Consider the following 25,235-nt stretch of genomic DNA (forward strand, 5'->3'; position numbering starts at 1 on the left):
AATTCATTTCAGTAGAGCGAAGGACAGAAATCATGAGCTGAGAGAAGGCAGACCGGAAGGCGTGGAGCGACCGACAGGCGCGAGACTGCGAGACCGCCCGATGTTCACCGGCTTGCGAGCAAGCGAGTCTGGGATACCAGCGGATCCTCTTGCAGCACCCTGACCAGCTTCTTCGCCGGATGGAGAAGGTAGTGCCCTAACAGGATCCCCGACCTGATCCCCAATGTGATCCCCCATGCGCCCCTCCGGCGGAAGTCACCGTACGCGCAGTCGATCTCCATGACAGTCACTCAGCGCGACGACCGACGACTCTGCTTTTAGCGGACTCTCAAGGGAACATGACCACTCACCATCTCCATCTCAACTTTGAAGACTCGCCGCGCCGGACCGAAATTCCGGCATCGATCAACCCGCACCGCAGTGAAACCGGAATAACTGGAGACGACATCCCGCACGATAGCATTCCGGCTCACACCCCAAATGAAGGCATACCGTGCCAGGCCAGAGCGTCCGACGGGTCGAAGCAACTCTTCCTCGGAGTCGAATACTTGCCGAAGCCGCCGAGTCCTCGGAAGAGGATGTCCACAGCCGACCTCGGATGTCTGCACAGGACAGTTGAACGACACCTGGACCGGTGCTCTGGGCGGCGTGCTGACCGCCGCCGACGGTGTGCTGCTGTGCCGACCGACGTCGGTGTGCACGTTTCGTCGATCAGTGTGGGTGTGTGCTGACTGCCCCGATTGTCGGGGCGACCTGGTAGATAGGGGGCATGTTCCGCGACTTCAACTTCAAGCTGCTGGTCATCGACAAGCTCATGTACCAGGACAAGGTGATCCAGCCCCGTTTCCGGATCGCCGACGTCCTCCACGCCAAGGGCGCCACCGGCGACCTCTGGAAGTACCTGTACCAACAGGACCTGCTGTACACCGTCCTGGAGGAAGCCCGCCAGTACTTCACCGACCTGGAGATCACCCCCGACCAACTGGCCACCGTGGAGGAACTGACCACCGACGGCGGCCTGGAGATCTACCACCAGTGCTCGCCGTTCTGGGACGGAGAGGACGACCTCTTCGACGTCACCTCACTGGACGACCTCGCCCTGCTCCCCAACCTCCGCGTCATCCACGGCGGCAACGAGTCCATGATGTCCGCCCCCGACGCCGCAGACACCCTCAAAGCCCGCGGCATCGCCGTGGGCTGACCAACACGTCCATCGCCACCACTCAACGGCCCTCGCCCCTCGCAGAAAGAACTCCTCAAGGCTTCCCTTCTCCCCTGGGACCTGCCCGCGCGGCAAGCGATTCAAGGTCAGGTGTCGTGGACGCGCCTGGGCGGTGCAGCACTTCGTCGGATTCGTCAACCTGCCCTGTTGTGCCCGCGTCGGTCGGTCGCTGACAGGTGAGGGACGTCGGCGGTGGTGTCGTGGCGGTGGCGCAGCCGGTCGGCCAGGCTGATCGCCTGCGGGGTGGGCCGGTCGTCGACTTCGGCGAGTCTGGTGGTCAGCAGGGTGAGTGTGCGCGGGATGGCGTCGAGCCGGCCGAGGCGTTCCTGCAGTCGCATGATGTCGCGGTAGATCAGTTCGTTGTGCGGGTCGAAGGTCCGTGCGATCTCCAGCAGGTCCAGCGTCTGCTGGGGGTCGTGCTCGACCAGGGCGCGGGCCAGTGCGGCGACGGCGTCGATGGCGTCGCGGCGGATGGCCTCCCGCGCGGTTTCGATCCAGTCGGTGCTGATCCCGTCGGCCAGCGGGCCGCGGTAGGTGTCGACGATGCGCCGGTAGGTCTCGACTCGTTGGTGGTCGGTGGCGGCGGTGCGGCGGGCGGTCACGGCGGCGGCGAAGGACCAGTAGTCGACCTCCACCAGGCCGGGGTCGAGGCGGTACCGGCCTTCGCCCGCCAGCAGGACGTCCGACAGGGCACCCTCGGTCGCAGCCGTGACGGCGCGGCGAAGGCGGCTGAAGCTGGTGTTCATCGCGTTGGTGGTCTTCTCCGGCGGGCTGGTGGCCCACAGTGCGGAGATGAGCGCTTCACGGCTGGCGCCGTCGGGGTGCAGGGCCAGGAACACCAGCAGCTCGCGCAGCCGCGGCTGGAAGGCGGAGCTGATCTCGCGTTCGGTGATGTCACCGTCGGGTCCTGCCGACTCGGGACGCCACCACACCTGCGGCGGTCCCAGCACGCTGAGCCGCATCGGCACGAACGGGACACCTTGGGTAGGACGGGCAACGTCGCCAGACCTGTGGTCCTGGGAATGGCCAGGGCTGGTGACCGGTGACGTGTGGTCGGCGCGGGGTTCAGTTCGTGTGCGCGTGGGTCGGTCGGGGCGCAACCGGGAACCGGGCGAGGTCGTGGACGCCGTCGCGAAGATTTCCAGGTCGCGGGCGTCCCGTCGTTTGACACCGCTGCGGGCGACCGGCAGTTCCAGTTCGTCGTCGGCTGGTTCCTCGGCGACCGGGTACTCGTCGTGTCGGCCACCCTCACCGCTATCAGCGGGGGCCACGGTGAATGCGTCCGAACCGGCGTGAAGACGAGGAGGAAGTACCGGTAGCGGAGGGTTGTCAGCAGTGTGTTCGGTTTCGGTCGCGTCGTCGGGGGCGGCACGGTGCAGCAGGGTCAGGAGATCGGTGGTGTGGTCGTCGCCGAGCCGGAACACTCGGGTGCCGCGCAGTGGTTCGCCCATGCCGGGGCTGGTCGCGGAGATGGTGCCGTCGTCGCGGACGTAGGCGGTCACCCCTGAGTTCCATTGCCCCAGCAGCAGCCCGGTGACGCCGACGGCCGCTCCGTTGTCCAACACCGCCTGCAACCGTCGCGACTGCCGACCTGGGGTGCGGGCCACCAGCACGATCGGCCCCGACGGGCGGTCGGTGGACCGGCGTTGGCCGGCACGCACCAGGGTCTCGGACTCCAGCACGTCCAAGGCCGCGTCGAGGTCGGGCACCACGTGCAGACCGGCCGGGAGCGACGCCTGCACCGCCCGCCGACCCGCCAGGACAGCGAGGTCCTCGACCGGAACGAGTACCGTGGCCGCTTCGTCCGCGGTGGTCAGGGCGGCGAGGAGCAACGCGCGGGCCGCGCCGGCGGCACCCGCGCCGAGCAGGCCCAGACCACGCGTCGTGGCCAGGCTCAGGGCTATCTCGCGGCCGTCGCGCACGCCGACCGGCAGAACCGGCGCCTGATCGTCGGGGGTGTGGTCGTCGTGGCCGAGCACGATCGGCGGTACCGGTTCCCGTCGGCCCGTCCGGTCGTGGGCCAGGTCGTCGTCAGCGCGACCTGGGCCGTGGCCGCCTTGGTCGGCACGCAGGTGTGCAAGCCGTAGCTGGTACACCACCGGGGCGACGGGGAGGTCGCTGCGGTCGCCGCTTCCAGGCCGGTAGTCACGCCGGTTGCGGCGGCGTACCACGACCAGAGCGGCGCTGATCACCGAAACCAGACCGAGTCCGACGAACAGCTCCTCGCCCCAGCTGAACCCTGGTCCGGCGGGCGCGTCGGTGCTCGACGACGGCGGTGTGGCCGGCACCCGGGAATCCTGCGAGGTTGTGGCAGGTAGTCGTGTGGGGGTGGATGCCGGTGTCGGCGGGTTGGTGGACGGCGGCGTCGCGGTGGTCGGCGATGGTGAAGTGGGTTGGTGCGGCGGTGTCCCGGGCACGGTGGCGTCGTCGGGCAGGGCCAGCTCTTCACCGGGGAAGACCAGGCTGGGCCGGGTGAACGTGCCGCCGTCGGGTTGGGGTTTGCCGTGGTTGAGCTCATAGATCTCCGGCCAGCGGGTGCCGTCGCCCAGCGCGCGTTCGGCCATGCGCCACAGCGAGTCGTACACGCCCGTCTCGGGGTCGTACGGGAGCACCACGGCAGAGGTCGCACGGGCGGGCCGCTCGTCGGCCCCACCGGGCGCTGCCCGGAGGGGCGAGGTGTGAGCGGTCGGGCGCACCCGGGTTGAGGCTTGCTCGGACGGCTGGTTCCAGGCCGGACCCGCCGCGACCACGTCGGTGCTGCCCGGTCCGACTGCGTGCAGGGGTGATGCGGGAAGACCGGCGCGCTGGCCGAGTAGCGCGATCAGGACCGCGCCGACGAGCACGGCCGCGATCCGGTGGACCGGCCCGGTCGCGAACAGGTCCGGCGCTCGTGCGTCGCGGGCGATGTCGATCGCGCAGCGGGCGACGTCGAGGGCGAAGAAGACCCAGACCAGCCAGGTGAGGCAGGCGAGGGAGTCCAGCAGGAACGTCGTGGTCATCGGGCCGAGCAGCACGCCTTGGATCTCCGCCCAGGTGGGCAGGTGGTTCGGCAGCGGCCAGCCGACGAAGTGCGTCAGCGCCCACGGCAACCCCGCCAACAACGCTCCGAGAACGGCAGCGGCCAGCAAGCCGCGCACCAGTTGCGCGAGCGACCCGAGCACGTGCCCAGCAGCAGCACGCCGTGCCCGACCGCGTTCTCGCGGCAGCGTTCGGCGGGGAGGGTGCGGTGGTGCCGTCATCACGTGCTCGTTTCCACAGCAGGATAAGGACTCCGGCCCGGAGGGAAGTCAGCTCGCCTGCGCGACCGGACCCTCAGCTGCGCCCTGCGGCCTGGCTGCGGCCAGTACTCCGCGCGGAACGGGTGCTTGGCCGGACGTCGACGTCCTCGATTCCGGGCCGCGACGGTCGTCGCCTTGGGCGCTGGAGGTGCCGGTGGGCTTCTTGCGCTTGCCGCGACCGGGTTTGCGGCCGGCGAGCCAGGCGGTGAGGTCGGCGGGCTTGAGGTCGGTGAACTCGGCCAGTTCGTCGACGCCGATGACGTCCTGGGCCTCGGCGAGCACGTCGCCGAGCTCCCGCTCGACGTCTTCGAGTTGGTCCAGGACGGCGGCGCGGCGCTGGGCGAGTTCGCCGACCTGCTGTGCGGCGGCGGCCCGTCGCGCGCTGCGGGCGGTGTCGGTCTGTTCGACGCGGCGGCGGATCTCCTCGGGCGTTGCCATGCTCTTCTCCTTCTCCGGTCGGCATTCACGGTGGACAGCGGTGGTCAGGGATCGATGGCGGTCACCCCGCGCTGCGGATGGGCGCTGCCCTGGCCGTGCACCGACAGGGAGCCGATGCCGACCAGCCCGAGCAGTTGGGTGGTCCGGGTAGCGGTCACGGTGACCGTGACGGTGTCCCCGGAGACGGTCACCGTGCCGGTGGCGCCTTCGATGGCCAGGTGCGTTTGGGCGGCGGCGACCGCGTGCGCGGGCACCAGGTGCACGGTGCCGGTGGCGCGGTAGGCGGTGAGGTCGATGGCCTGTGCGCCGGCACGGGCGGCGGCTTCGGCCTGGCCGTTGGCCCGCACCTTCGCGGCCAGTGCGAGGCCGCCGTCCAGGGTGAGGCCGGCCAGGGCGAGGATGCCGGTGGTGAGCACCACGACGAACGCGGTCACCCCGCCCTCGTCGGCACGCCACCACCGAACCCGCGAACACCACGCTGCACCTCCGCCATGACGGGCAACGTGGTGTCGACGGGTCATGTCAGGCTCCCGGTGTTCGATGTCGAACGCCACAGGTCGACCGGTTCGACAGAGGTGGCCGAGAGGGTCTTGCCGCCGGGTACGCCGAGGACGATCGCGTCGCCGAAGTCCACGGTGCAGGACACGGTCACGCTGACCGTGCTGCCGGGCCGCAGACCTCCGGTGGCGGTGCTCACCGACAGGGACGCGCACGTCACCCCGGCCTGTGACAGCGCGCTGGCGGCGGTGGACTGGGCGGCGGCAGTGGCGGCGGCGGGGGTGCGTTCGATGCTGGCGGCGCGGGCGGCCTGGTGGGCGGCGTCGTCGATGCGGATACGGGCGTCCACGCCCCGGTGGATCACCACGCCCACGAACACCAACAGCATGACCAGGAACGGCGCGGCGATGGTCACTTCGGCGGCCACGGAACCGTCGTCAGTCCGCCACCAGGCCGACCACTGTCGGCGACCGTGGCCGCACCGGAGGGGTGTTGCGCGCGTATCGGGTGTTGTGGGTGGTGCGGTCATCGCACCTCACCCGCTTTCCAGGTCGGGGACGAACCGTTCGACCGGGCCGGTGGCTTCGGCGTGCACCGGCAGGCTCAGGAACGGCACTACGGAGTTGGCGGTGCCCGAGATCCGCACCGACGCCGCCGTCACCCCTCGGTCGGTGGTGACGGCGGTGCCGGTCAAGGGCCCGCCTGCGAGCTGGTCGAGGATCTGCTGTGCGCTCGCCGTTCCGGCCGCCGAGGTCCCGTTCTGCGATCGCGCTGCGGCCAGGCCTTGCGAGGCGGCGGCCTGGGCGATGTGGGTGGCGTGCGACCAGAGCGCGAACTGCACGATCGCCAGCAGCATCAGCAGAAGCAGCGGTGTGGCGATCACCAACTCCGCGCTGACCGCTCCGCCGTCACCGCGCAACGCCCATCGGACACGATGGCCGCGCCGTGGCGGTCGCCCATGGAGGCGATGTCCGTGGCTCATGTGGATCACATCGTGATCCCGTTGGCCTTCTCGGTGACCTTGGCGACCACGATCGCGATCACCGCGAGCGCGGCCACCACCAGCAGCGCGGTCACCAGGACAGCCTCCGTCGAGTACCCGGCATCGGGCAGCCTGCGCAGTTCCTGCCAACGAGCTCGCAGCACCGTCATCCATGCATCCAGTTGCGGGAGCATCACGTTCCTCCTTGTTCGTTCCTGTTCGCGGTGTCCACACCAGGTGGTTTCCGTACGTCACTTGTAATTTCGTTGATTTCCTCGCAGCGACTGTCGGGTCTGGCACGATCGCTCCATGGCAGCGGAAGCTCGTTTGACGAGGCGGATCCGCCGGGATTTCCCGGAGCCGGGTTCCGCGAACGGAATCCTTCGTCTGCTCGCCGACAGCCCATCAGTGAGGGGCAGCGAGCCGGAGGGCACCGAACGCATCCAGGCGGCGATCGTCATCCTGGCCGCCGGAGACCTCACACGACTGCGTGCGGCGTTGGCCGTAGTCGAGGCGGACTGGCGTGACCTGCTCGTCGCAGCCGGTCTCGCCCACAACGACTGGCGCGCACGACTCGATCAGGAACTCGGTACCGCCGACACCTGAACGGGCTGGGCGACAGCTCTGCCCCGACACGGTGATCATCCCCTTTCGGTTGCGGCTGACGTTCACAATCCGGTGAGCACCTGGCTCAGGGCCGGGTAGGCGATGAAGACGAGGAATCCGAGGAACAGGGCCATGACCGGCAGCGACATGCGCTCGGTCGCGGCCTGTGCGTCGCCCTCGGCCTCGGTGATCTGGTGGGTCCGCAGGGCGTGTGCCTTGGCGGCCAGCGAGACGCGGACCTTGGCGCCCTCGGTGCCGGCCAGGCTGACCGTGGCGGCGAGCTCGGACAGCTCCGTCACGTCCAACTCCTCCCCCAACCGGCGCAGGGTCGCCCACGGGGTCGTGCGGGTCAGACGGGCGGTGTCCAGGGCGCGGCGGATCTGGGCGAACGCCCACCCGCGGCCGACGCTCACCGAGTCACCCAAGGCGCTGTCCACCCCCGCACCACCGGCCAGCGTGATCCACACCAGGTCCAGGTAGGCGGACAGGGCGTGGCGGAACCCGACGCGCAGCTTGGCGGCTTGTGAGCGGGCGTGCAGGTCCGGCAGGACGAAACCCACGACGGCCAGCAGCAGACCTGCGATGACCGGGAACCGCAAGCCCGGACCCAGCCCTGCCACCGTGAGCACCACGGCCGACAGCACGGGCAGCAGCAGGCCGGCGAGGGCGAGTGTGGCCTTCTCCGCCAGGTGGGTCGAGGTCGACCGGCCGATGACCGCGAGGTCCCGCGCCAGGCGCGGACCGGGCAACCCGAGCGCACGCAGCGGGGCGACGGCGGGGCGACCCAGCCGTGCGGCCCAATCGGTGTCGTCGGTGGCGAGGATCGGCGCGGGCGCCGGTGGCGTCGTGGCGCGGGCCAGGACAGCGCCGAGGGCAGGGCGCGGCGGGACCAGGTAGACCGCCACGGCCCACAGGCCGATCCCGAGCCCGATGCCCAGAGCGATGGAGGTGATCACGGCGCTCACCCCTGTCTTCCGGTGGCCACGGGCACCCGCTGCCCACCGGCCGGGCCCGGCTCGGTGGTGGACAGGAAGCGGTCGGGTCGGGTGACCCGGGCGATGCGGGCCAGCCAGACGAAGCCGAGGGCGAACACCGTTCCGATGCCCAGCAGGACGATCTGGCCGGTCGCGCTGTCGTAGACGGCCATGTAGTCGCGGTTGAGCAGCACCACCACGACCGCGAACGCCAGCGTGGTGCCGACGATGACCCGCACCGACGTGCGCGTACGGGCACGTCCGGCCTCGACCCGCATCCGCATCGAGGCCTGCCCGCGCGCCGCGTCGGCCAGCGAACCGAGCAGATCGGCCAACCGGCGGGTCTGCTGCTCGGCGGCGAGCACCAGCGCGGCGACGACCAGGTCCCCTACCGGGTCGTCCAGCCGCTCGCCGAGCCGGCGCAGCGCGGGAGCCAGACGCTCGCCGTTCTCGATCCCGGCGGCCAACCCGCCAACCTCACCGCGGATCGCAGCCGGGGCGAGCGGGGCGGTGGCGAGGATGGCCTGCTCCAACCCGGCCGCGGCCGACAGGGTGTCGCGCAGCATCTCCGTCCAGGTCGCGACCGCCTCGATCCGCGCCACCCCGCGGACGTGCTCCGGGTCGCGTCCCAACACCCGAGGCAACGCCCACACCGCCAGCCCTGCCAGCACCCCACCGACGACCCACCCGGTCAGCAGACCGGTCACCACCGCAGCGGTGACCGCCAACGCCACGCGCAATGTCCGGCGCCGGTCCAGCGCGCCGGTGGCGTGCGTACGAGCCCGGCGAGGCCGGTCCGGGTCGGTGCCGCGCTGGCCGAGGACGATCAGCAGCAGGCCGACCCCGGCGCCCATGCCGAGCAGGGCGGCCACCGCCGTGGTGGGGCTGAGGGTGATGCTCACGGAACCCACCACCCGTCGGGGTTCTCCAACACGCCGGGGTCGAAGCCGACGTCGACCAGGTCGTCGAGGGTGTCACCGCTCACCGCACCGGCCACCGGCCGGGCACGCCGGTCGGGGCCGGGCCGGTAGACCTCGTTGGAGATCACCTGCGGGCCGTCGGCACCGACCACTTCGCGGATCGAGGACACCACCCGTGTCCGGCGATCGGTGGCACGGGCCAGGTGCACCACGAAGTGCACCGCGCTGGCGACCAGCAGGTTCGTCGCCTCCAACGGCAGCCGTTCGACACCCTGCGCGGCGTAGGAGGCCAGCCGGGTGAACGCGACACGCGAACTGGAGGCGTGCAGGGTCGCCATGCTGCCGTCGTTGCCCTGGCTCATCGCGTTGCACATCGGGATGACCTCGGGCCCGCGGATCTCCCCGACGATCACCCGATCCGGCGACATGCGCAAACCCCAGCGCACCAACTCCGCCTGGCTGACCGCGCCCTCACCCTCGACATTGGGCTCACGGGCCTGGAACGCGGTCACATCCGCGTGAACCTCCGGGTCGTGGTCCAAGCCCAGCTCGAAGGCGTCCTCGACGGTGACGATCCGCTCCAGCGGGTCCATCTCCGAGGCCAACGCCCGCAGCAACGTCGTCTTGCCCGCACCGGTACCGCCGGTGATCAATACGTTCTTGCGTGCCTTGACCAACGCCCGCAGGAACACCTCCAACCCGGGGTCCAAGGTGCCTCGACGACGCAGCTCGGACAGCGTGACGGTGAGGTAGCCGTGGCGGCGGATCGACAACGCCGTCACCCCGCCCGCCGTCAGGCCCATCACGGCGAACAACCGCTCCCCGCCGGGCAGCTGCAGGTTGACCGCCGGGGAGCCCTGGTCGAACCGGCGCTCCTGACTGCTGGCACGAGCGGCGAGCAGCCGCACCAAGTCGGTCAACTCCTCGTTGGACCCCGCGATCGGCCCGACCCGGGCTCGGCGACCGTCGTCGTACTGCACGAACACCCGGTCCCAGCGGTTAGCGTTGACCGTCTCCACCGTCGGGTCGTCCAACAGCGGCTGCAACCCGGCCATGCCGAACAACTCGTTGACGACCTCGCCCACTACCCGCAGCTCGGCCTCGCGGGGCAGCAGCTGCCGTCCTGCGGCCAACTCATTCTCGGTGTGCATCCGCAACGCCTCGTCCAGAACGCCCCGCGCCAACTCTCGCCGCGTCTCCCGGCCGGCGGTCGCCCCGGTGCGGTCCTGTTGATCTGCCACCCGCTGCGGCAGTTCCGCGTTCAACCGCTCACGCAGGTACCGACGCAGCCGGGTGGCCGGAGCCACGAGGTCCGTCTCGCCGGAATCAACTGCCGATGCCCGGCCGCCGAACGGATCGGCCTCGCCTGGCCGCGGGTAGGGACGCAGCGGCACGGGCGGCGGGTAGTGGTCGGTTGGATCAGTCATGACGCCTGACCTCCTCGCTGCCGATACGGGTCGATGTCCGGCCCGGGCACCGGATAGATGCCACTGCGCCCGCCATGGCCCGCGGGCAGCCTGGTCACCAGTGCTCCCAGCGCCGCAGGTTCCGCAGACGGCTGAGACAGCGGGGTGGGCCGTTCGCGGGCGGCGAGTTGGATGGCGACCTTGTGCGCGAATCGACCCAGCGCGGAATGGGAAGGGCCGCTGCGACCCCAGCGCAGCGTGTTCGGCCGCCCGCACAGCACAGCAGCGCCGTTCGGGTCGTGCGGCACCCGACCCAACGGCGACACCCCGAGTTCCCGGGCCACCTCGGCGCCGCTGTAGCCCTCGCCCACCAGCAGCAGCACCGGGTTCGGGCTCCAGCGGCCGACCACAGGCAGCCTGCGCGGCAGGTGCGCCAGGTCATCCGCGTGAGCCCGCGACAACAGCACCACCACATCGGACGACCGCACGATCGACAACGCGGGTGAACCGGGATCGACCCGCCCGCAGTCCACCACGACCACCAAGCCGGGCTGGTCGGCCGCCACACGCAGAACACCAGGCCCACCGGCTGGATCCGGAGCGAGAGCGGACAGCGCCGCACCGGCCCGCTCGGCGTCCGGCGGTGCGGCGATCACCGGCAGACCACCGGGAAGCTGCCGGGTGTGCGACCACACCAGATCGATGTGACCGTCCCGACGGGCGGCGGCGGCCAGACTCACGAGACCGGGCGCCGAGGGCAGGGAGAACCGCACACCCAGATCACCCCCGGAAGAGTCGGCCTCCACCACCACGGCGCGAGCAGGAACCGGCCAGCGCGCGGCCAAGGCCACCGCGAAGGTGGTCACCCCCGGCGAACCCTTCAACGACAGCACCGAGACCAACATCAACGACCCCCCACGGTCGAGAGCATCACGATCGACAACTGCCCGGCAGGCACCGCCGCGACCTGACGGGCAGCGGCCTCGGGCAACTGCACCGACACCACGGTGCCCTGCCCGCCGGGTGACGCGGTCACGCTGGTCACCACGGCAGGCCAGACGATGCCGCCGTCCGTAGGCGGACCGGTCGCGGTACCCGCCTGACCAGGAACGAACACCACCGAAACCCGCGCACCTGCAGAGACCTCGGGTGGGAACTGACCGGACTTGAGCGCGAGCGCCGCGACAGCCTGCCCCCTGACCGGAACCACAGCACCACCGACCGAGCTCGACGTGAGCAGAGCCCCGATCGACAGACTGGTGGCCATCGGCCTGCCGACCACCGTGGCCGCCTGGTCCGCGCCCATCACCGCCACACCGGGGTCGACCGCGACGTTGACCTGTCGCAGGTCCTGCGCGCTCAGCACGTGACCGACCGACACGTCGCGGGTCAGCACGAGCACGGCCCGGCGGTCGCCGGAGTTCAACGAGATCAGCACGAACCCGCCCACACAGGCCAGCAAGAGCAGCACGCCGAGTAGCAGGTACGGCAAGCTCCGGCGGCGAGTGGTGGCACGCAGCCGCGAGGCGGACGGCTTCCTGCCCTCGCTTATCCAGGGGCCGTCGGCCGTGGCCGCAGGCCGGTCGATGTCCAGCCGGATCGTGGTATTGGTACTCACGCCGGAACCTCCAAAAGGCATAGGGGTGGTGCGCCGCGTCGCCGAGAGGGATCAGCGAACGGAACAGGTCTGGCTATCGGTTGGGCTCTGCAGAGATGGACCGGTGGGGACGGGGTGCCGGTCAGCCGCCGCCGTTGTTCAACGCCTGCGACTCCGCGACACGAAAGCCAGCGCCGCCCGTGGTGGTCATGTCCGGGAACGTGCCGCCCTGCCCAGCGCCGGACCAGGTCACCGTCCAGTGCACCGTCGCCGTCACAGCAAACGCCTGCCCCGGTTGGCTCGCCGACGACCGGCGGTAGACGTGGCCACAGTCCGGTGAAGGCACCTCCGCGTCGGTGCCCGCCGTATACGGAGTCCCCGCATCCATACAGGTCACGGTCGAGCCGTCACCCATCGACCAGGTCACCGAGATCGGAGCCGCGACCGCGGTCACCGACACACCCGGAACCGACGCGTTCGCCGACACCTCCTGCCAACCACCGCTCAACCACAACCACGTCGGCAAGTTCACCAACTGCACCTCAGCGGGGTTGGCCGCGATCACGACTGAAGGCAACTGCAAACGGTTGCGCGCGATGGCTGCCACCTGCTCCGGCGACAGCGCCGGTTGCGCACCACCGCCGGCAGGCACCCACACGGGCCCGTGGGACAGCGGATCCTTGCCATCCGGCGAACACAGCACCATGAACCAACCGCCCGGCTGCTCCGGCTGCCCTTGCGGTGATTGGTAGTCGACCGGCTTGTAGTTGCAGTCCGCATAGGGATCGTCGCCGTTGTCATGTTCGGAGGGTGGTTCTTTGCCTCCGGGGCGTCCGATCACCGGCCCGGGTCGGTTACCGATTCCAGCACCGAGATCGCAGATCGGCGAGGGATCTTGGGTGCAGTTCACATCGCCCCATGGGTCCTGGGCCCTGGCAGGCGCAGCTGTCATCGAGAGGATGAGCACTCCGATGATCGCGGGACTCAGCATGTTCCCACCTCGTGTACGCCGAAGTCGCTGACCTTCCAGGATCCGTCGACCTGCTTCTCCACCACCGCGTTGATGTGCCGCCTGCCTCCAGGTTCACCGTCAGCGAGTGCTCCGCTGTCGGCGTAGTGCTTGGTCCATGTCGTCGAGTCGCCGCAGTCGGAGACGATCACCTTGGCGGGCAGATCAGGAGGCTCCACTGAGGACACCACCGGATTCAGGACGGGTTGCCCGCGCGTCACGATCTTCAAATCGCGGTAGCCGAAAAGACCTCGGGTCAAGGTCGACAAGGCGCCGCCGGTGGCGTAGCGGGCCAGTTCCGGCGACTGCCAGTCGGCGGTGGCACCGGCTGTGGCGTAAGCAGTCCACATCTGCCGATAGGTCTGCACGCCTTGTGCCCGTGCCTCATCAACCGGATTGGTTGCCGCCACCGTGGATGTTTCGGGGAGAGGGCCGTCCACGTCGGCTGGCATGCCTGACTGGTCTGGCGAAATAGAGGTTGATGAACTGCACGCGGACACAGAGAGGAAGACGGCCAGAGCGGTCGCCGTGCTGTGGAAAATCTTCATATCATCCTTCAGGTCTCGATCGTGGTGACGGGAGAAGGCGCATCGGCGGACTTCCAGATGATCACGGTGTGACGAGAGCGAGCAGGGCTCCGCCGACGATGGCCGGGCCGAAGGCGAGGCGGTCCGTCCGCGAGATTCGTCGGGTGATCAGCAGTGTCGTGCCTGCAGTGGCGCCCAGGAGCAGCGCGAGCACAACGCCGCGCAGCAGGTCGAGCCAGCCGACCCACCCAAGGTAAAGGGCGACCGCTCCCAGGAGCTTGACGTCGCCCGCCCCCAGAGCGGCAGGAATGATCATCGCCACTGTCAACGACGCAGCGGACGTGATCGCGACGGCTAGGAGCGCTCGTATCAGGGCGTTCAGGTCATCGTGGGAAGCCGCGACATATCCCAAGATCGCCACTCCGCCCGCGAACAGGGCTCGGACGAGTGGGGCGGGCAGGCGGTGGCATGCCCAGTCGATCATCATCAGCGGAACGCCGATCGCTGCCAGCCACAGGACGGCGAGCTGGTGGGGCACACCGTCGAACCGCTGGTGAAGCACGACCAGACCGACTCCGACGACCGCGCCCACCATGAACCCGTCGCGCGTCCCGAGCGCGTTCAACGAAGGCCAGGACCAGAGCCCAGTTTCCGGATACGGAACCTGTGGCCGTCCGCCGTTCGCCTGGGGCCCGTTCGTGCCAGCTGGATCTCCGGCCACCACGCCGAGCGTCACGGGGCCGCACGCTGCGCCGATCATTGCGACTTCAACCCACATGTCACAACCTCTCGCGAGGTGAAGCGAAGATGACTTCACGTATCCGACAACCGCACTGTTCACTCGATCGGGGTTTCATCGGATCGGTTGGACCATCGGTCTGCATCTGATCCCCATATCCTCGACTCCTGTCGGTCGCCATCGGGGCCGGCTGGCACCAACGGTGGCAAGGTCGCCTGGGAGGTGACAAGGGGGGCGGTGTATTCACTTGGACGGAATAAAGAATAGGCAGGCCGACATAGGGCCCGAGCTGCGCCGGAGGCGTACCGCAGCGAAGCTGTCGTTGCAGCAGTTGGCGGACCGATGCCACTACAGCCCTGGGCACATCAGCAACGTCGAGCACGGGACCAAGCCTGCGAGTGAGGACTTCCTCCGGGCCTGTGACCAGGCGCTCGACACTGGCGGCACCCTGGTGGCACTGCTGTCCGCGCGAGGCGATCGCGCCAAATCACGTACGTGGAGCAGTCCTTCGCAGTTGCCTCCGGTGCCACGACTGGTGGGCCGTTCTGCACTCGTCGACGAACTCGACAGGACACTCGACGCGGTGATGAATACCCGATCGTTGGGCGTTATTGCGCTGGATGGGGCAGCTGGCAGCGGCAAAACCACACTTGCCGTTACATGGAGTCACCGGATACGGCAGAACTTCCCCGATGGGGTGTTGTTTTACGATCTCCGCGGCTACTCGGCGAATTCTGCTCCAGCAGACCCGACCGAAGTGTTGGAGACCTTTTTGCTCGATCTCGGGGTGCCGCCGGCAGACATCCCGCCGACCGCCGACCGCCGAGCCACCCTCCTGCGCACGAAGCTCGATCGGATGCGCGCCTTGCTGCTCCTGGACAACGCATCCGACGCACAGCAGGTACGCCCTCTGCTCCCAGGAGGGTCAGGCTGCCTGGTGATCATCACGAGCCGTCGACGACTGTCCAGCCTGGCAGTCCGGGAGGGCGCCCGATGCGTCACCGTTCCCTCGTTCACCTCCGACGAAGCAGTGACCCTGTTGCGCGAAGCGATCGGCACCGAGCGGGTGAACAGCGAGCCGACCGCCGCCTATGAGATAGCCCGGTTGTGCGCGCACTTGCCGTTGGCGGTCAGGGTGGCCGCGGAGCGGATCAGCGCCCACCCGCACGTGACGTTGGACGAGCTGGCGAGGGAACTGTCCGCGATCGACAAGCGGTTGGATGTCCTCTCGCAGGAGGACGAAGCGGTGCGCGCGGTGTTCTCCTGGTCCTACCGCGCCCTGGGCGACGATGCGGCCAGGCTGTTCCGCCTGCTCGGCCTGCACTCCGGTGACCGGTTCGGTCCCGACATCGCCGCGGCGTTGTGCGGCATCGAGTCCCGCAGCGCGATGCCGCTGCTCAGGCAACTGTCGGCCGTGCGGCTGGTTGACGAAGTCGGTCAAGACCGCTTTCGTCAGCACGACCTGCTCAAGGCGTACAGCGTCGAACTGGTCCGCACCGAAGAATCCGAGGATCAACGCACCGCGGCCGTGACCCGGCTCGTCGACTGGTACCTGCACACCGCCTATAGGGCCAACCACGCCCTGGCCCCGCAACGGCGCGATCCCGAACTGGACCGTCCTGCCGACGGGGTGCCGTCGTCACCGGCCGGCTTCACCTATGAGCAGGCGCTCACGTGGTGCGAAGCGGAGCTTCCCAACCTCGTCGCGGCCACCCGGTTGGCACATCACAGCGACCTGCACAAGCAGGCGTGGCAGCTACCGGTCGGGCTCTGGAACTACCTGTTCCTGCGCAAGCCGTGGACGGCCTGGATCACCTCCCACACCATCGCCTTGGCCGCCGCAGAGGCCGGCGGAGACGTTTTCGGTCGGGCATGGGCGCTCAACAACCTCGCTCACGCCCACCGCGAGCGTCAGGAATACGACCTGGCCAATCGCGAGCTGGAAGAGGCGTTGACCCTACGTCGCCAGATCGGGGACGAGACGGGGCAGGCGTGGACACTGACCGGCAGCGGCTACCTGGCCGCCGAACTGGGCAGGCGGGATGAGGCGGTGACGCTGTTCAGCGAGGCGGTGGAGTTGTTCCGCGGTGTCGGCGATCGCCATGGTGAAGCCATCGCATCGGCCAGCCTCGGTGAGGCGATGCGACGTTCCGGCCGCGACGCGGAAGCCTTGCACCACCTGGGCAGGGCTCTGGAGATCATGCGTGGCACCGACGATCGCTACGGCGAAGGCTTCACCCTGACGAAGCTCGGCACCACACTGCACGACCTGGGCCGCTATCAGGAAGCCCTCGGCCAGTTCGACCTCGCGCTGAAGACTCGTCGACAGGTCGGTGACCGGTGGGGCGAGGCTGAGACGTTGGTCAGCCGTGGCCATACCCTGAATGCTCTCGGCGACCGGCAAGAAGCGCAGGCCTCATGGCGCAAGGCGCTGGCCATCCTCGACGAACTCGACGACCCGCGCGCGAACGAGGTCCGGGATTACCTGAACTCCGCGAGCGATGACATGCCAACGCCTCGCAGTCATGAACCCGACGGTCCGGCAGTATCCACCGGGTCGTCCGACCAGGTGTAGTCGGGCGGTTGGTAAGCGATGAAGCGGTCCAGCAAGCGGTCCACGTCGTCGTCGACCAGCAGCATCTCGCGGTACGGCCGCTTGAGGAACCCCTCGGCCACCATGTGGTCGACCATTGCCAGCAACGGGTCGAAGAACCCGGCCACGTTGAGCACCCCGACCGGCTTGGTGTGCACCTTCAGCTGCGCCCACGTCCACGCCTCGAACAACTCGTCCAGCGTGCCCGCTCCGCCCGGCAACGCCAGCACCGCGTCCGACAGTCCGGTCATCATCGCCTTGCGCTCGTGCAAGCCCGCCACCACACGCAGCTCGGTCAGCCCCTGGTGGGCGATCTCCCACCCCACCAGCGACTCAGGGATCACCCCGATCACCCGACCACCGGCCTCCAGCGCCCCGTCGGCAACGGCTCCCATCGTGCCCACTCGGGCACCGCCGTACACCACCTCGATCCCCCTCCGGGCCAATGTCGCGCCGACCTGCCTGGCCGCCGAGAGGTAGGTCACCCCGGCACTGGAGGAACCGCAGTAAACGCACACCCGCATGACGCCGAACCTAAAGGCACACCGCTCGAACGAGTGATAGCGACGCCCCTGACCAACCTGATTGGGTGACCACGTGCGCATCGTTCTGGACACCGACCCCGGCATCGACGACGCACTGGCCATCCTCTACCTCGCCGCCCAAGAGCAAGCCGAGATCGTCGCCGTAGGCAGCGTCCACGGCAACGTCCCGGCTCCCCAAGCCGCCGACAACGCCCTCCGGGTGCTCGAACTCGCGGGCCTGCACACCGTGCCGGTGGCAATCGGCGCACGTCGCCCGTTGGCGCAGCCACTGCACACCGCCGAATTCGTCCACGGCCACGACGGCCTCGGCGGTCACGCCGGTCCTCCCCCCGAAGGCCGCCCGATCCAGCAGTCCGCGGCCGAGCAGCTCGTCCGCCTGGCCCGCCACCACCCTGGCGAACTCACCCTCCTCGCCCTCGGCCCGCTGACCAACATCGCCCTGGCACTGCTGCTGGAACCCGAACTGCCCGGGCTGCTGCGCTCGGTCATCGTCATGGGCGGCGCCCTGACCGCCCCCGGCAACATCACCCCTTCGGCCGACGCCAACTCCTGGCACGACCCCGAAGCGACCGACCTCGTCCTGGGAGCCGGATTCCCCCTGACCCTCATCGGCCTGGAGGTCACCGAAGCAGCCCGTGTCGACCAGGCGTGGCTGGACACACTTGCCACGATCGACAACTCCCGCGCCCGCTTCGCCACGAGCATCATCGGCCACTACGCCAACTTCTACGCCGCCATGTTCGGCCGCCGCGAATGCACCCTGCACGACCCGCTCGCCGCCGCCATCGCACTGGATCCCGACCTGGCCACCTACCGTCGACTGGCTGTAGCCGTCGAACTCACCGGCACCCATACCCGCGGCCGGCTCATCGCCGACCTGCGCCCCATCGTCAACACCACCCACATCGAAAGCTCCATCACCACCGACCGCCACCCCGTTGACGTCGCTCTCACCGCCGACGCCGCCACCTTCTTGTCCAGACTGCTCGAAGCACTCAGCTGAAGGCGACATCGAAGCGGCAGCCGAGGGCACGTGGACGCGGATGAGGCGGAAGAGCCCCCGGATGTCGCATGAAGCGGCACCGAGGGTACCGGCCGAACCCGGATCTACCGGGTCGTCGCAGGGCCTTGAGCGCGGCGATGTTGTCAGCCGAAGTGGAGCTGTGGGACGTCGTAGAGGTTTGCGTTGCGGCGGCGGATGAGGGCGGGCTGCGCGATTTCGATGATCAGCATTTCGGTGAGGAACTGGACTCGTGCGTTGAGCAGGTGGCTGGTGTACCCGGCGGCACTGTGCTCTTTGAGGCCGACCGAGACGTGAGTGTGGGGGTGCACCTGGTCGCCAGCTTCGTCGTAGGCGAGGGTGCCGCCACCGAAAGCTTCGACATTGGTGAGGTGAACCTTGGACCAGACCGGAGCCTGTGGATCTTGAAGTTTGTCGCATGTGCCGACGATGTCGACTTCACTGAAGCCGGCGATGAAGCTGGGGATGTAGGCGTGCCGGACCTGGTGGTGGTCACAGAAGGCGGCCAGTTCGGTGAAGAAGTCGTCGCCGTGGTCGAAGGCGACACCGAAGCTGCGGCCGAGGGTGAGTTCATGGCTGCGCACGGTAGGTCCTTATCCAGTCGTGGTCGTGTACGGCCAATCGGCAACTGTGCCGTGGCTGCCGGCTGCGGCGAACGCCATCGTGATGGTCTTCCGATCACAGCCAGCTTCCACGGAGAGGAGTCCGTGGAGAAGCAGGCGGGACTTGAGGGGGTCGAGGAAGCCCGCCCGGATGAGTCCACGCGACAGCAGGTCGTGTTCGGAGCCGGGGAACGCGTAGGTGGTTGAAAGCACGGATCCGGCTCCGGTGCGGGAGCAGAGCACCATGGGGATGCGTGCTGCGATGTGTTCCAGGGCAGTCACCCAGGCGACGGGGACGTGGCCCACCCCGAACGCCGCCACGACGAGGCCGTCGAGCTGGCTGGCCAGCGTGTGCAGCAGTGACCCGTCGTCTCCGAGAGAGGCGGTGACGACTCCCACCCGCACGTCCAGGCGGTTGCCGATGTCGGGAAGCAGCGTACGACCGACGGGCCTGTTGACGATCCGGGGCCGGCCTTCGACGAGGTAACCGAGCGGTCCCCCGTCGGGTGACTTGAAGGTGGAACCGCTGGTGGTGTGGGTCTTGCGGACCCTGTGAGCGGCGTGGATCTCGTCGGCGAAGACAACCAGGCAACCGAGGCCGTGCGTGGCCGGGTCCGCAGCGGTCTGGATGGCGGCGAGCAGGTTGGCTGGCCCGTCGGCCCCGGCGAGGGTCGGGTTGCGCATGGCGCCGGTCACGACAACCGGTTGTACGGCGGCGTGCCGAAGATCGAGGTAGTAGGAGGTCTCCTCGATGGTGTCGGTGCCCTGCGTCACCACAACACCGTCGACTCCGGCAGCACACCGGTCACGGATCTCGTCCGTCAGTGCGGCGAGGTCTTCGAAGGTCAATGACGCGCCCGGCACACGGCGGAAGTCCACCACCTCGACTTCGATACCGGTGTCTGCCAGACCTGGTACGGCGGCGACCAACTGCTCCGCGGACAACGCGGGCACGACGCCGCCGCCTGTCGTCGCTGTCATCGCGATCGTCCCACCGAGGCCGATGACCGCGACGCGATGAGCAGGCCTACTCGAGGCTTCAAACGACACGAGCGGTCCCCTCCGATCCGGGCCGGTTGATCACCACCCTAGTCATTCCGCCCGGCGGCACTTCCGACGAACCAGCAGGCCCGTTCATGAACTGTCGCGCCTCGGGCCACCGAATGCGCGCGGGCATGATTCGACGCATCGTGGAACTCGCGCAGCTTGGGCCGGTGCTCGGTGATGTCGACCTGCCAAATACCGTCGGCACCCATCCAGTTGGCCACCACCGCGCGACGCCGGTCTGCCACGAACCCGTCCAACGAGCCGTACTCGGGGTCGGTGACGACGTCCACCCGGATGTCGAACGACTCCATCAACGCCACGGCAAGCAGCAGGAGCACCCGCTCAGGGCGGCTCGACCCTGTAACAGCCGTGTTCGGGACGCAGAACGTGCTACCCAAGTCGGCCTGATCCGTGGCCGTTCTCCGCAAGGAGTCGAACTTGTGGGCGAGGAACAGCCAAGTGCTCGCCTCCTCGCTTTCGTCTTCCTCGCCGCGATCAGCGTTGGTCTGGATTCATTCGTGCGGTCCTGTGGTAGCGAGGTAGACGGCCAACGCGGTCAGTGAGGGGCCGTCGGTGATCTGTCCGGTTTTAATGAGTCTGCGCAGGTCGGACACCGGGATCCATTCAACGCGACTGGCTTCGGCGACTTCGTGACCGCCGACCAGCGTTGCGGATCGCGCCAGGTACACGTAGTACCTCTGGCTGCTGATGCCGGTCATTGGGCTGTAGGTGACCATGAGTGTGACGTCATGGGGTTCGTAGCCGGTTTCCTCACGAACCTCGCGAGCAACGGCTTGGGCGGGATCCTCGCCCTGCTCGGACCACCCGGCGGGGATTTCCCAGCCCCAGGTGTCCGTGGTGAAGCGATGTCGCCACAGGAGCAGAACGCGGTCCCGGTCGGTGACGACGGCGCCTGTCGAGGCGCGGGGGAAGCGTAGGACGTGGTGTTCGAAGCGTGGCCCGTCCGGGATGTCGACGTCGTCGAGGTCGACGTTGACCCACTCGGAGGCGTAGACCCTGCGGGTGCCTCGGACTGTCCACTGTGTCGGATCGTCAGCCACGCGCTACCTCCTTCAGCCTGGCGTCCAGGCTTCGCGTGCCAGCCAGGCCGACTGAGCGAACCATCTGGCCTCGAATGGCGTACGCACGGGTCAGGATCGGTTCCACCATGGCGTCATCCGCCCAATCCAGTGCGGTGATGGCCAACCGTGCCGCCTCCACAGGCTCGTCGTCGTGGAGATGACACTCGGCCAAGTCCAAGCCGAGCAGTGCCCGTCCTTTGACATCGTCGGCTGCCCGCCGACCAAGCGCTGCGCGCAGCAACGACGTGGCGGGCCGGGTCTGACGCAGTAGAAGGTAGGTGCTGCCCGCGATGCCGTCCAGGCGCGCACCGTCGAAGAAGTCAGTGCCCTGAGGCGGGTCGTTGATCGCCTCCACGTGGCGGCGGGCCGCGTCGAGTGCTCGGAGACTGGCTCGGGTGTCACCCATCGCGGCATGAGCTCGCGCCAGGAGTGCACTCACCCAGGCACGGCGTCGTGGGCTCGACGACGCACTTTCCAGATAGGCGCGTTCCAGCGACTCGACCGCCAAGCGGTAGTCCCCGCTGAAGAACGGGCCAAGCGAACGGACCGCGAAGACCCAGGTGGCGAGGTCGGGCGACTCTGCCTCCAGGGCGGCCAACTCGGCCACGTCGAAGTACCCGACAGCTTCGTCCTGACGATTGCGGTCCAGGCACAAGTTCCCGGCGATACCGGTCAGCACACCCAACAATGACGCGACACGACGACGCACGCGTTGCGGCTGCGGGCGGGACAGCACGTCGTTGATCCGGGCGATCTGGCCGGACACGGACGGCCAAAGCGCGTTCGGCGGAATCGCAGGGTATCGCTGTGCGTACAGGGAGGCCGCCCGTTCCATGTGATCCAGTGCTGTACCGCTGATATCGGATCGCGTCAGCGTGTCCACGAGCACCCACGGGTTGATATCCGACCCATCCGACGGGCTAACGACGGGCTCGATCCATCGTTTACCTCTGCGCTGTGCTTGCTGTTCCGCTTTGGCCTGTTCTCGGAGGGCAAGAAGTTGACCGTTTGCGTCGAGCGCGTTGTCGATGGCCTTGACGACTTCAATCGACGGCAGATTGTGCCCGGCGCGCTCGGCAAGTGAGACGTACTGGCGGGTGTAGCCGATGAGCTTGGCCAGTTGAGGTTGACTGAGACCGGCTTGTTCGCGGCGCTCTTTGATTTCCTGGGCGAGTCGAGCTGCTGCGGTGATGTCGGAGTCGGGCGAGCGGTGGTTGGTCATGATGGCTCCGCTGCGACAGGAGGGAAAATAGGGGGCAAGTCTCTCAATAATCGATTTGCCCGTTCCGCAATCGTAGCTGGTCCGGGTCGAATGGCCCCAGGGTGGTTCGGGTGATCAGGGGAGGCAGGTGCGGCCATGGAACGGGCGGGTCGGGGCGAGCGGGTCGGCAGGTCGGGTGTTCGGCTGCTGGGTGCGGTGGAGCGGGCGCGGTTGCGGCCGGAGTTGTTGGAGGTGGTCGAGTACCGGAAGTCGGGGTTGAGCCTGAACTGGATTATCGGGTGTCCGCTGGACTGTGGGTACTGCGTACGGCACCTGTTCGACAACTACGGGATGAAGGTGCCGCGGGCGTTGACGGGCGAGGAGGAGGCGGTCGGGTTGCTGACCGGGCACCGGTTCTTCCAGCCGCACGTCACGCCGGTCCAGCTGCTCAACCGGGCGACGGACCCGATGCTGCCCGTGGTGAAGCCGCACCCGCGCTTGAGTAGCTGTTTCCGAGCTACCGGGGTCTGGTGAGTCGGCGGGTGGTGATGTGGATCATGGACCAGCGGACCATGGCCTCGTGGTGGTGGGGTAGTCGTTCGTAGTCGCGGACGCAGCGGCGGTGCCCGGTGATCCACGCCAACGTCCGCTCCACCACCCACCTTCTGGGCAGCACGGTGAAGTACGGCACTTGCGGGCGTTGGACGATCTCGATCACCAGACGAAGTGTCTTTCGTGCCCAGTCGATCAGAGGGCCGGTGTAGGCGCCGTCGGCCCACACCAGACGGACCCGCCCGCCGGCGGTGTCGCGCATCCGGCGCAGCAGGCTGCGGGCGGCGACCCGGTCCTGCGTCGAGGCGGGCGTCACCAACACGGCCAACAGCAAGCCCAGGGTGTCCACGACGATGTGCCGCTTGCGGCCGGCGACCTTCTTCCCTCCGTCCCAGCCACGCGTGGCCCGGCCCACGGTGGCGGCGGCGCGCACCGACTGCGAGTCGACCACCGCCGCCGAGGGTGCCGCCTCCCGGCCCTCCGCCAGGCGGACGCGGTCACGCAACGCGTCGAGCAACCGCTGCGACGCACCGGCCTTCTCCCAGGCGGCGAAGCGCTTGTAGACCGTCTGCCAGGGCGGGAAGTCGACGGGAAGTGCCCGCCACTTGATGCCGTTGTCGACCACGTACAGGATCGCGTCCACGATCATCCGGCGGCAGTGCTTCTCCCACCGTCCGCCCCGACCGGCCAGGCACGCCGGATCCGGCAACAACGGGTCCAGCTCGGCCCACTGCGCGTCGGTGACGTCGGTGGGATACCGCGCCGTCCGTCGCGCGGGCTGGTGGGAGGCGGACAGACGACAGCACGGGGCACCCGCGGTGGACCCGCCCGCGGGCATCGGGCACGATAACAACGGAACTCCTGGTGGAACGGCGCATAGACACCGTCCGATCTACCAGGAGTTCCTTGTGTCCGCACCAAAGGCCCTTCACCAGCCCAAGCTCGGAAACGGACACTGAGATGTGGCCGTGCCGTGTCCGATGAGCGGGACCGCGACGGCAAGGTGCACGGGCATCACGCCGGACGGTGAAGGACATACCGATCGACGGTCGTCAGGTCATCGTGCACCTGCGCGTGCGGCGGCTGGTCTACCCGGCTCGGAGCTGCCTGCGGCAGACCCTCCTCATTCGGTCCTCCGCGGCCAAGGACGTCGAACTGCTGGTACTGCGGCACGAGGTCGCCGTGCTACGCCGGGCCAATCCCCGCCCGCGGTGGGAGTGGGCCGATCGAGCTGTGCTCGCCGCGCTGGTTCACCGACTCCCTGACAGGTGCGCGAGCACCGGTTGGCGACACCGGGAACCCTCCTACGCCAGCACCGGCGCTTGATCGCGAGGAACTGGATCCACCCGAACCGAACCCGGCGGCCATTGGTCAACGACGGTGTCGTGGCTTCGATCGAGCGGATGGCCCGGGAGAACACCCATTGGGGCTACCGCCGGATCCAGGGCGAGCTACTCAAGCTCGGCCACCGGATAGCCGCCTCAACCGTACGCCGCGTGCTCAAGCGCCTGTGAGTACCGCCCGCGCCCCAGCGCAACACCGACGCCTCCTGGCGACTGTTCCCGCACGCCCAGGCCGCGAGCATGTTGGACTGCGACTTCTTCCACGTCGACTGCGCCGTCACCCTTCAAGTGCGTCTACGTGTCTTCGTGATGGACGTGGCCACCCACTACGTGCACATCCTCGGAGCCACCACAAACCCCGACGGCCCTTGGATCACCCAACAGGCCCGCAACCTGCTAATGGACCTGGCTGATCGAGCCGACGACTTCCGGTTCCTGATCCGGGCCGGGCCGGGCCGGGCCGGGCCGGGTAGTTCACCACCTCGTTCGACGCTGTCTTCTCCGACACCGACATCAAGGGCGTGAAGTTCCACCACGCTGCCCGAGCAGTCAACGGCCACGCCGAAAGGTTCGTCGGCACCGTCAGACGCGAAGTCACCGACCGCCTGATCGTCATCAACGAACACCACCTGCGAGCGCTTCTGGACCGCTACAACCACCGCCGACCACACCAGGCGTTACAACTCACACCACCGCGACCAGACCAGCCGATCACAGAGCCGAGCCGCACCTCGATACGTCGCCGACCAATCCTCGGCGGCCTGATCAACCAGTACAAACCCACAGCAGGATGAGCGCAGGTCAGACCATGTGACCGACTTTCGGCACCCCACAGGCTGGTCAGGGTCAAGGCGCCGTTCCAGGACAACAGCGAGCCGCCATCTGCAGCGAAGGAGACACGACCTGCCTTTTCTGCATTTTTGCGGTCTGGGGTTGGGCAGTGAGTACGAGATGGTGAGAGGGTCGGCGTGTCGACCACCCTTGATGGCATGAGCCGACGCTAGAAGATCTAGCATCTTCGGCCATGGGGGCGAGCAAGTTGCCGTCGACCTC

At 68.4% G+C, this 25,235-nt stretch carries 28 protein-coding genes; 7 read left to right on the forward strand and 21 right to left on the reverse strand.

The window, feature by feature from the left end; genetic code table 11:
- Positions 1–769: 769 nt before the first annotated feature.
- The gene (locus tag ACQPYE_RS27820) at positions 770–1,201 is read left to right on the forward strand and encodes a DUF6892 domain-containing protein (RefSeq protein WP_498715550.1); all 432 of its coding nucleotides are present in this window, start codon (positions 770–772) and stop codon (positions 1,199–1,201) included.
- A 155-nt stretch (positions 1,202–1,356) separates the two neighbouring features.
- Here the strand turns inward: ACQPYE_RS27820 and ACQPYE_RS27825 are convergent, their stop codons facing one another.
- From ACQPYE_RS27825 to ACQPYE_RS27850, 6 genes are all read right to left on the reverse strand, one after another.
- Positions 1,357–4,383 carry a BTAD domain-containing putative transcriptional regulator gene (locus tag ACQPYE_RS27825; RefSeq protein ID WP_498715551.1) on the reverse strand — a complete coding sequence of 1,009 codons (3,027 nt, stop codon included), beginning with the start codon at positions 4,381–4,383 and terminating at the stop codon, positions 1,357–1,359.
- 126 nt (positions 4,384–4,509) lie between these two features.
- Positions 4,510–4,938: a hypothetical protein gene (locus ACQPYE_RS27830; protein WP_498715552.1), complete on the reverse strand. Its 429-nt coding sequence runs from the start codon at positions 4,936–4,938 to the stop codon at positions 4,510–4,512.
- Between the two features lie 44 nt (positions 4,939–4,982).
- Positions 4,983–5,372, reverse strand: coding sequence for a hypothetical protein (locus ACQPYE_RS27835; RefSeq protein WP_498715553.1), 390 nt, complete (start codon positions 5,370–5,372; stop codon positions 4,983–4,985).
- An 83-nt stretch (positions 5,373–5,455) separates the two neighbouring features.
- Positions 5,456–5,863 carry a pilus assembly protein TadE gene (locus ACQPYE_RS27840; protein ID WP_498715555.1) on the reverse strand — a complete coding sequence of 136 codons (408 nt, stop codon included), beginning with the start codon at positions 5,861–5,863 and terminating at the stop codon, positions 5,456–5,458.
- Between the two features lie 108 nt (positions 5,864–5,971).
- Positions 5,972–6,319: a TadE/TadG family type IV pilus assembly protein gene (locus tag ACQPYE_RS27845; RefSeq protein WP_498715556.1), complete on the reverse strand. Its 348-nt coding sequence runs from the start codon at positions 6,317–6,319 to the stop codon at positions 5,972–5,974.
- A 104-nt stretch (positions 6,320–6,423) separates the two neighbouring features.
- Positions 6,424–6,588, reverse strand: a complete 165-nt coding sequence (locus ACQPYE_RS27850; RefSeq protein ID WP_498715557.1) for a hypothetical protein — start codon at positions 6,586–6,588, stop codon at positions 6,424–6,426.
- A gap of 139 nt (positions 6,589–6,727) precedes the next feature.
- On the opposite strand from ACQPYE_RS27850, the gene ACQPYE_RS27855 reads away from it, so the two are divergent.
- On the forward strand, positions 6,728–7,024 hold the full coding sequence (locus ACQPYE_RS27855; protein WP_498715558.1) for a hypothetical protein: 297 nt from the start codon (positions 6,728–6,730) through the stop codon (positions 7,022–7,024).
- 62 nt (positions 7,025–7,086) lie between these two features.
- On the opposite strand, the gene ACQPYE_RS27860 is transcribed toward ACQPYE_RS27855, so the two are convergent.
- The 8 genes from ACQPYE_RS27860 to ACQPYE_RS27895 all read right to left on the reverse strand — a co-directional run bounded on the left by ACQPYE_RS27860 (position 7,087) and on the right by ACQPYE_RS27895 (position 14,235).
- Complete coding sequence (locus ACQPYE_RS27860; protein ID WP_498715560.1) at positions 7,087–7,980, reverse strand: type II secretion system F family protein; 894 nt, start codon at positions 7,978–7,980, stop codon at positions 7,087–7,089.
- Positions 7,981–7,985: 5 nt separating this feature from the next.
- Positions 7,986–8,909: a type II secretion system F family protein gene (locus ACQPYE_RS27865; RefSeq protein ID WP_498715562.1), complete on the reverse strand. Its 924-nt coding sequence runs from the start codon at positions 8,907–8,909 to the stop codon at positions 7,986–7,988.
- Positions 8,897–10,345: a TadA family conjugal transfer-associated ATPase gene (locus ACQPYE_RS27870; RefSeq protein WP_498715564.1), complete on the reverse strand. Its 1,449-nt coding sequence runs from the start codon at positions 10,343–10,345 to the stop codon at positions 8,897–8,899. Before ACQPYE_RS27870 ends, ACQPYE_RS27865 begins: the two co-directional genes overlap by 13 nt.
- Positions 10,342–11,229, reverse strand: coding sequence for a CpaE/TadZ family protein (locus tag ACQPYE_RS27875; protein ID WP_498715565.1), 888 nt, complete (start codon positions 11,227–11,229; stop codon positions 10,342–10,344). The genes ACQPYE_RS27870 and ACQPYE_RS27875 overlap by 4 nt, the downstream gene beginning before the upstream one ends.
- Complete coding sequence (locus ACQPYE_RS27880; protein ID WP_498715567.1) at positions 11,229–11,726, reverse strand: hypothetical protein; 498 nt, start codon at positions 11,724–11,726, stop codon at positions 11,229–11,231. Before ACQPYE_RS27880 ends, ACQPYE_RS27875 begins: the two co-directional genes overlap by 1 nt.
- A 337-nt stretch (positions 11,727–12,063) precedes the next feature.
- A complete protein-coding gene (locus tag ACQPYE_RS27885) occupies positions 12,064–12,912 on the reverse strand; it encodes a hypothetical protein (RefSeq protein ID WP_498715568.1) in 849 nt (282 codons plus the stop codon).
- Positions 12,906–13,478, reverse strand: a complete 573-nt coding sequence (locus ACQPYE_RS27890) for a hypothetical protein (protein ID WP_498715569.1) — start codon at positions 13,476–13,478, stop codon at positions 12,906–12,908. Before ACQPYE_RS27890 ends, ACQPYE_RS27885 begins: the two co-directional genes overlap by 7 nt.
- A 61-nt stretch (positions 13,479–13,539) precedes the next feature.
- Positions 13,540–14,235 (reverse strand): A24 family peptidase, encoded by a 696-nt coding sequence (locus ACQPYE_RS27895; RefSeq protein ID WP_498715571.1) that lies wholly within the window; start codon positions 14,233–14,235, stop codon positions 13,540–13,542.
- A gap of 208 nt (positions 14,236–14,443) precedes the next feature.
- Here ACQPYE_RS27895 and ACQPYE_RS27900 point away from each other — a divergent pair, with 208 nt between their 5' ends.
- Positions 14,444–16,771 carry a tetratricopeptide repeat protein gene (locus ACQPYE_RS27900; protein ID WP_498715573.1) on the forward strand — a complete coding sequence of 776 codons (2,328 nt, stop codon included), beginning with the start codon at positions 14,444–14,446 and terminating at the stop codon, positions 16,769–16,771.
- On the opposite strand, the gene ACQPYE_RS27905 is transcribed toward ACQPYE_RS27900, so the two are convergent.
- The gene (locus tag ACQPYE_RS27905) at positions 16,720–17,313 is read right to left on the reverse strand and encodes an LOG family protein (protein ID WP_498715574.1); all 594 of its coding nucleotides are present in this window, start codon (positions 17,311–17,313) and stop codon (positions 16,720–16,722) included. The two genes, ACQPYE_RS27900 and ACQPYE_RS27905, sit on opposite strands and share 52 nt — an antisense overlap.
- A gap of 73 nt (positions 17,314–17,386) precedes the next feature.
- Here ACQPYE_RS27905 and ACQPYE_RS27910 point away from each other — a divergent pair, with 73 nt between their 5' ends.
- The gene (locus tag ACQPYE_RS27910) at positions 17,387–18,337 is read left to right on the forward strand and encodes a nucleoside hydrolase (RefSeq protein ID WP_498715576.1); all 951 of its coding nucleotides are present in this window, start codon (positions 17,387–17,389) and stop codon (positions 18,335–18,337) included.
- A gap of 143 nt (positions 18,338–18,480) precedes the next feature.
- On the opposite strand, the gene ACQPYE_RS27915 is transcribed toward ACQPYE_RS27910, so the two are convergent.
- From ACQPYE_RS27915 to ACQPYE_RS27935, 5 genes are all read right to left on the reverse strand, one after another.
- The gene (locus ACQPYE_RS27915; protein WP_498715577.1) at positions 18,481–18,939 is read right to left on the reverse strand and encodes a PPC domain-containing DNA-binding protein; all 459 of its coding nucleotides are present in this window, start codon (positions 18,937–18,939) and stop codon (positions 18,481–18,483) included.
- Positions 18,940–18,948: 9 nt separating this feature from the next.
- Positions 18,949–20,007: an asparaginase gene (locus tag ACQPYE_RS27920; protein ID WP_498715578.1), complete on the reverse strand. Its 1,059-nt coding sequence runs from the start codon at positions 20,005–20,007 to the stop codon at positions 18,949–18,951.
- 38 nt (positions 20,008–20,045) lie between these two features.
- Positions 20,046–20,315, reverse strand: a complete 270-nt coding sequence (locus ACQPYE_RS27925; RefSeq protein ID WP_498715580.1) for a hypothetical protein — start codon at positions 20,313–20,315, stop codon at positions 20,046–20,048.
- Positions 20,316–20,516: 201 nt separating this feature from the next.
- The gene (locus tag ACQPYE_RS27930) at positions 20,517–21,065 is read right to left on the reverse strand and encodes an NUDIX hydrolase (RefSeq protein ID WP_498715581.1); all 549 of its coding nucleotides are present in this window, start codon (positions 21,063–21,065) and stop codon (positions 20,517–20,519) included.
- Complete coding sequence (locus tag ACQPYE_RS27935) at positions 21,058–22,308, reverse strand: helix-turn-helix transcriptional regulator (protein WP_498715583.1); 1,251 nt, start codon at positions 22,306–22,308, stop codon at positions 21,058–21,060. Before ACQPYE_RS27935 ends, ACQPYE_RS27930 begins: the two co-directional genes overlap by 8 nt.
- Positions 22,309–22,443: 135 nt before the next feature.
- On the opposite strand from ACQPYE_RS27935, the gene ACQPYE_RS27940 reads away from it, so the two are divergent.
- A complete protein-coding gene (locus ACQPYE_RS27940) occupies positions 22,444–22,821 on the forward strand; it encodes a hypothetical protein (RefSeq protein ID WP_498715584.1) in 378 nt (125 codons plus the stop codon).
- Here ACQPYE_RS27940 and ACQPYE_RS27945 read toward each other — a convergent pair.
- A complete protein-coding gene (locus ACQPYE_RS27945) occupies positions 22,805–23,677 on the reverse strand; it encodes an IS5 family transposase (protein WP_498715586.1) in 873 nt (290 codons plus the stop codon). The genes ACQPYE_RS27940 and ACQPYE_RS27945 overlap by 17 nt on opposite strands.
- A 547-nt stretch (positions 23,678–24,224) precedes the next feature.
- On the opposite strand from ACQPYE_RS27945, the gene ACQPYE_RS27950 reads away from it, so the two are divergent.
- Both ACQPYE_RS27950 and ACQPYE_RS27955 read left to right on the forward strand, forming a co-directional pair.
- Positions 24,225–24,353 carry a hypothetical protein gene (locus tag ACQPYE_RS27950; protein WP_498715587.1) on the forward strand — a complete coding sequence of 43 codons (129 nt, stop codon included), beginning with the start codon at positions 24,225–24,227 and terminating at the stop codon, positions 24,351–24,353.
- Positions 24,354–24,703: 350 nt separating this feature from the next.
- The gene (locus ACQPYE_RS27955; protein WP_498715590.1) at positions 24,704–24,976 is read left to right on the forward strand and encodes an integrase core domain-containing protein; all 273 of its coding nucleotides are present in this window, start codon (positions 24,704–24,706) and stop codon (positions 24,974–24,976) included.
- Positions 24,977–25,235 lie beyond the last annotated feature (259 nt).

Origin of the sequence: Actinosynnema sp. CA-299493 (assembly GCF_050946825.1) — a bacterium.
Lineage (GTDB): Bacteria > Actinomycetota > Actinomycetes > Mycobacteriales > Pseudonocardiaceae > Actinosynnema.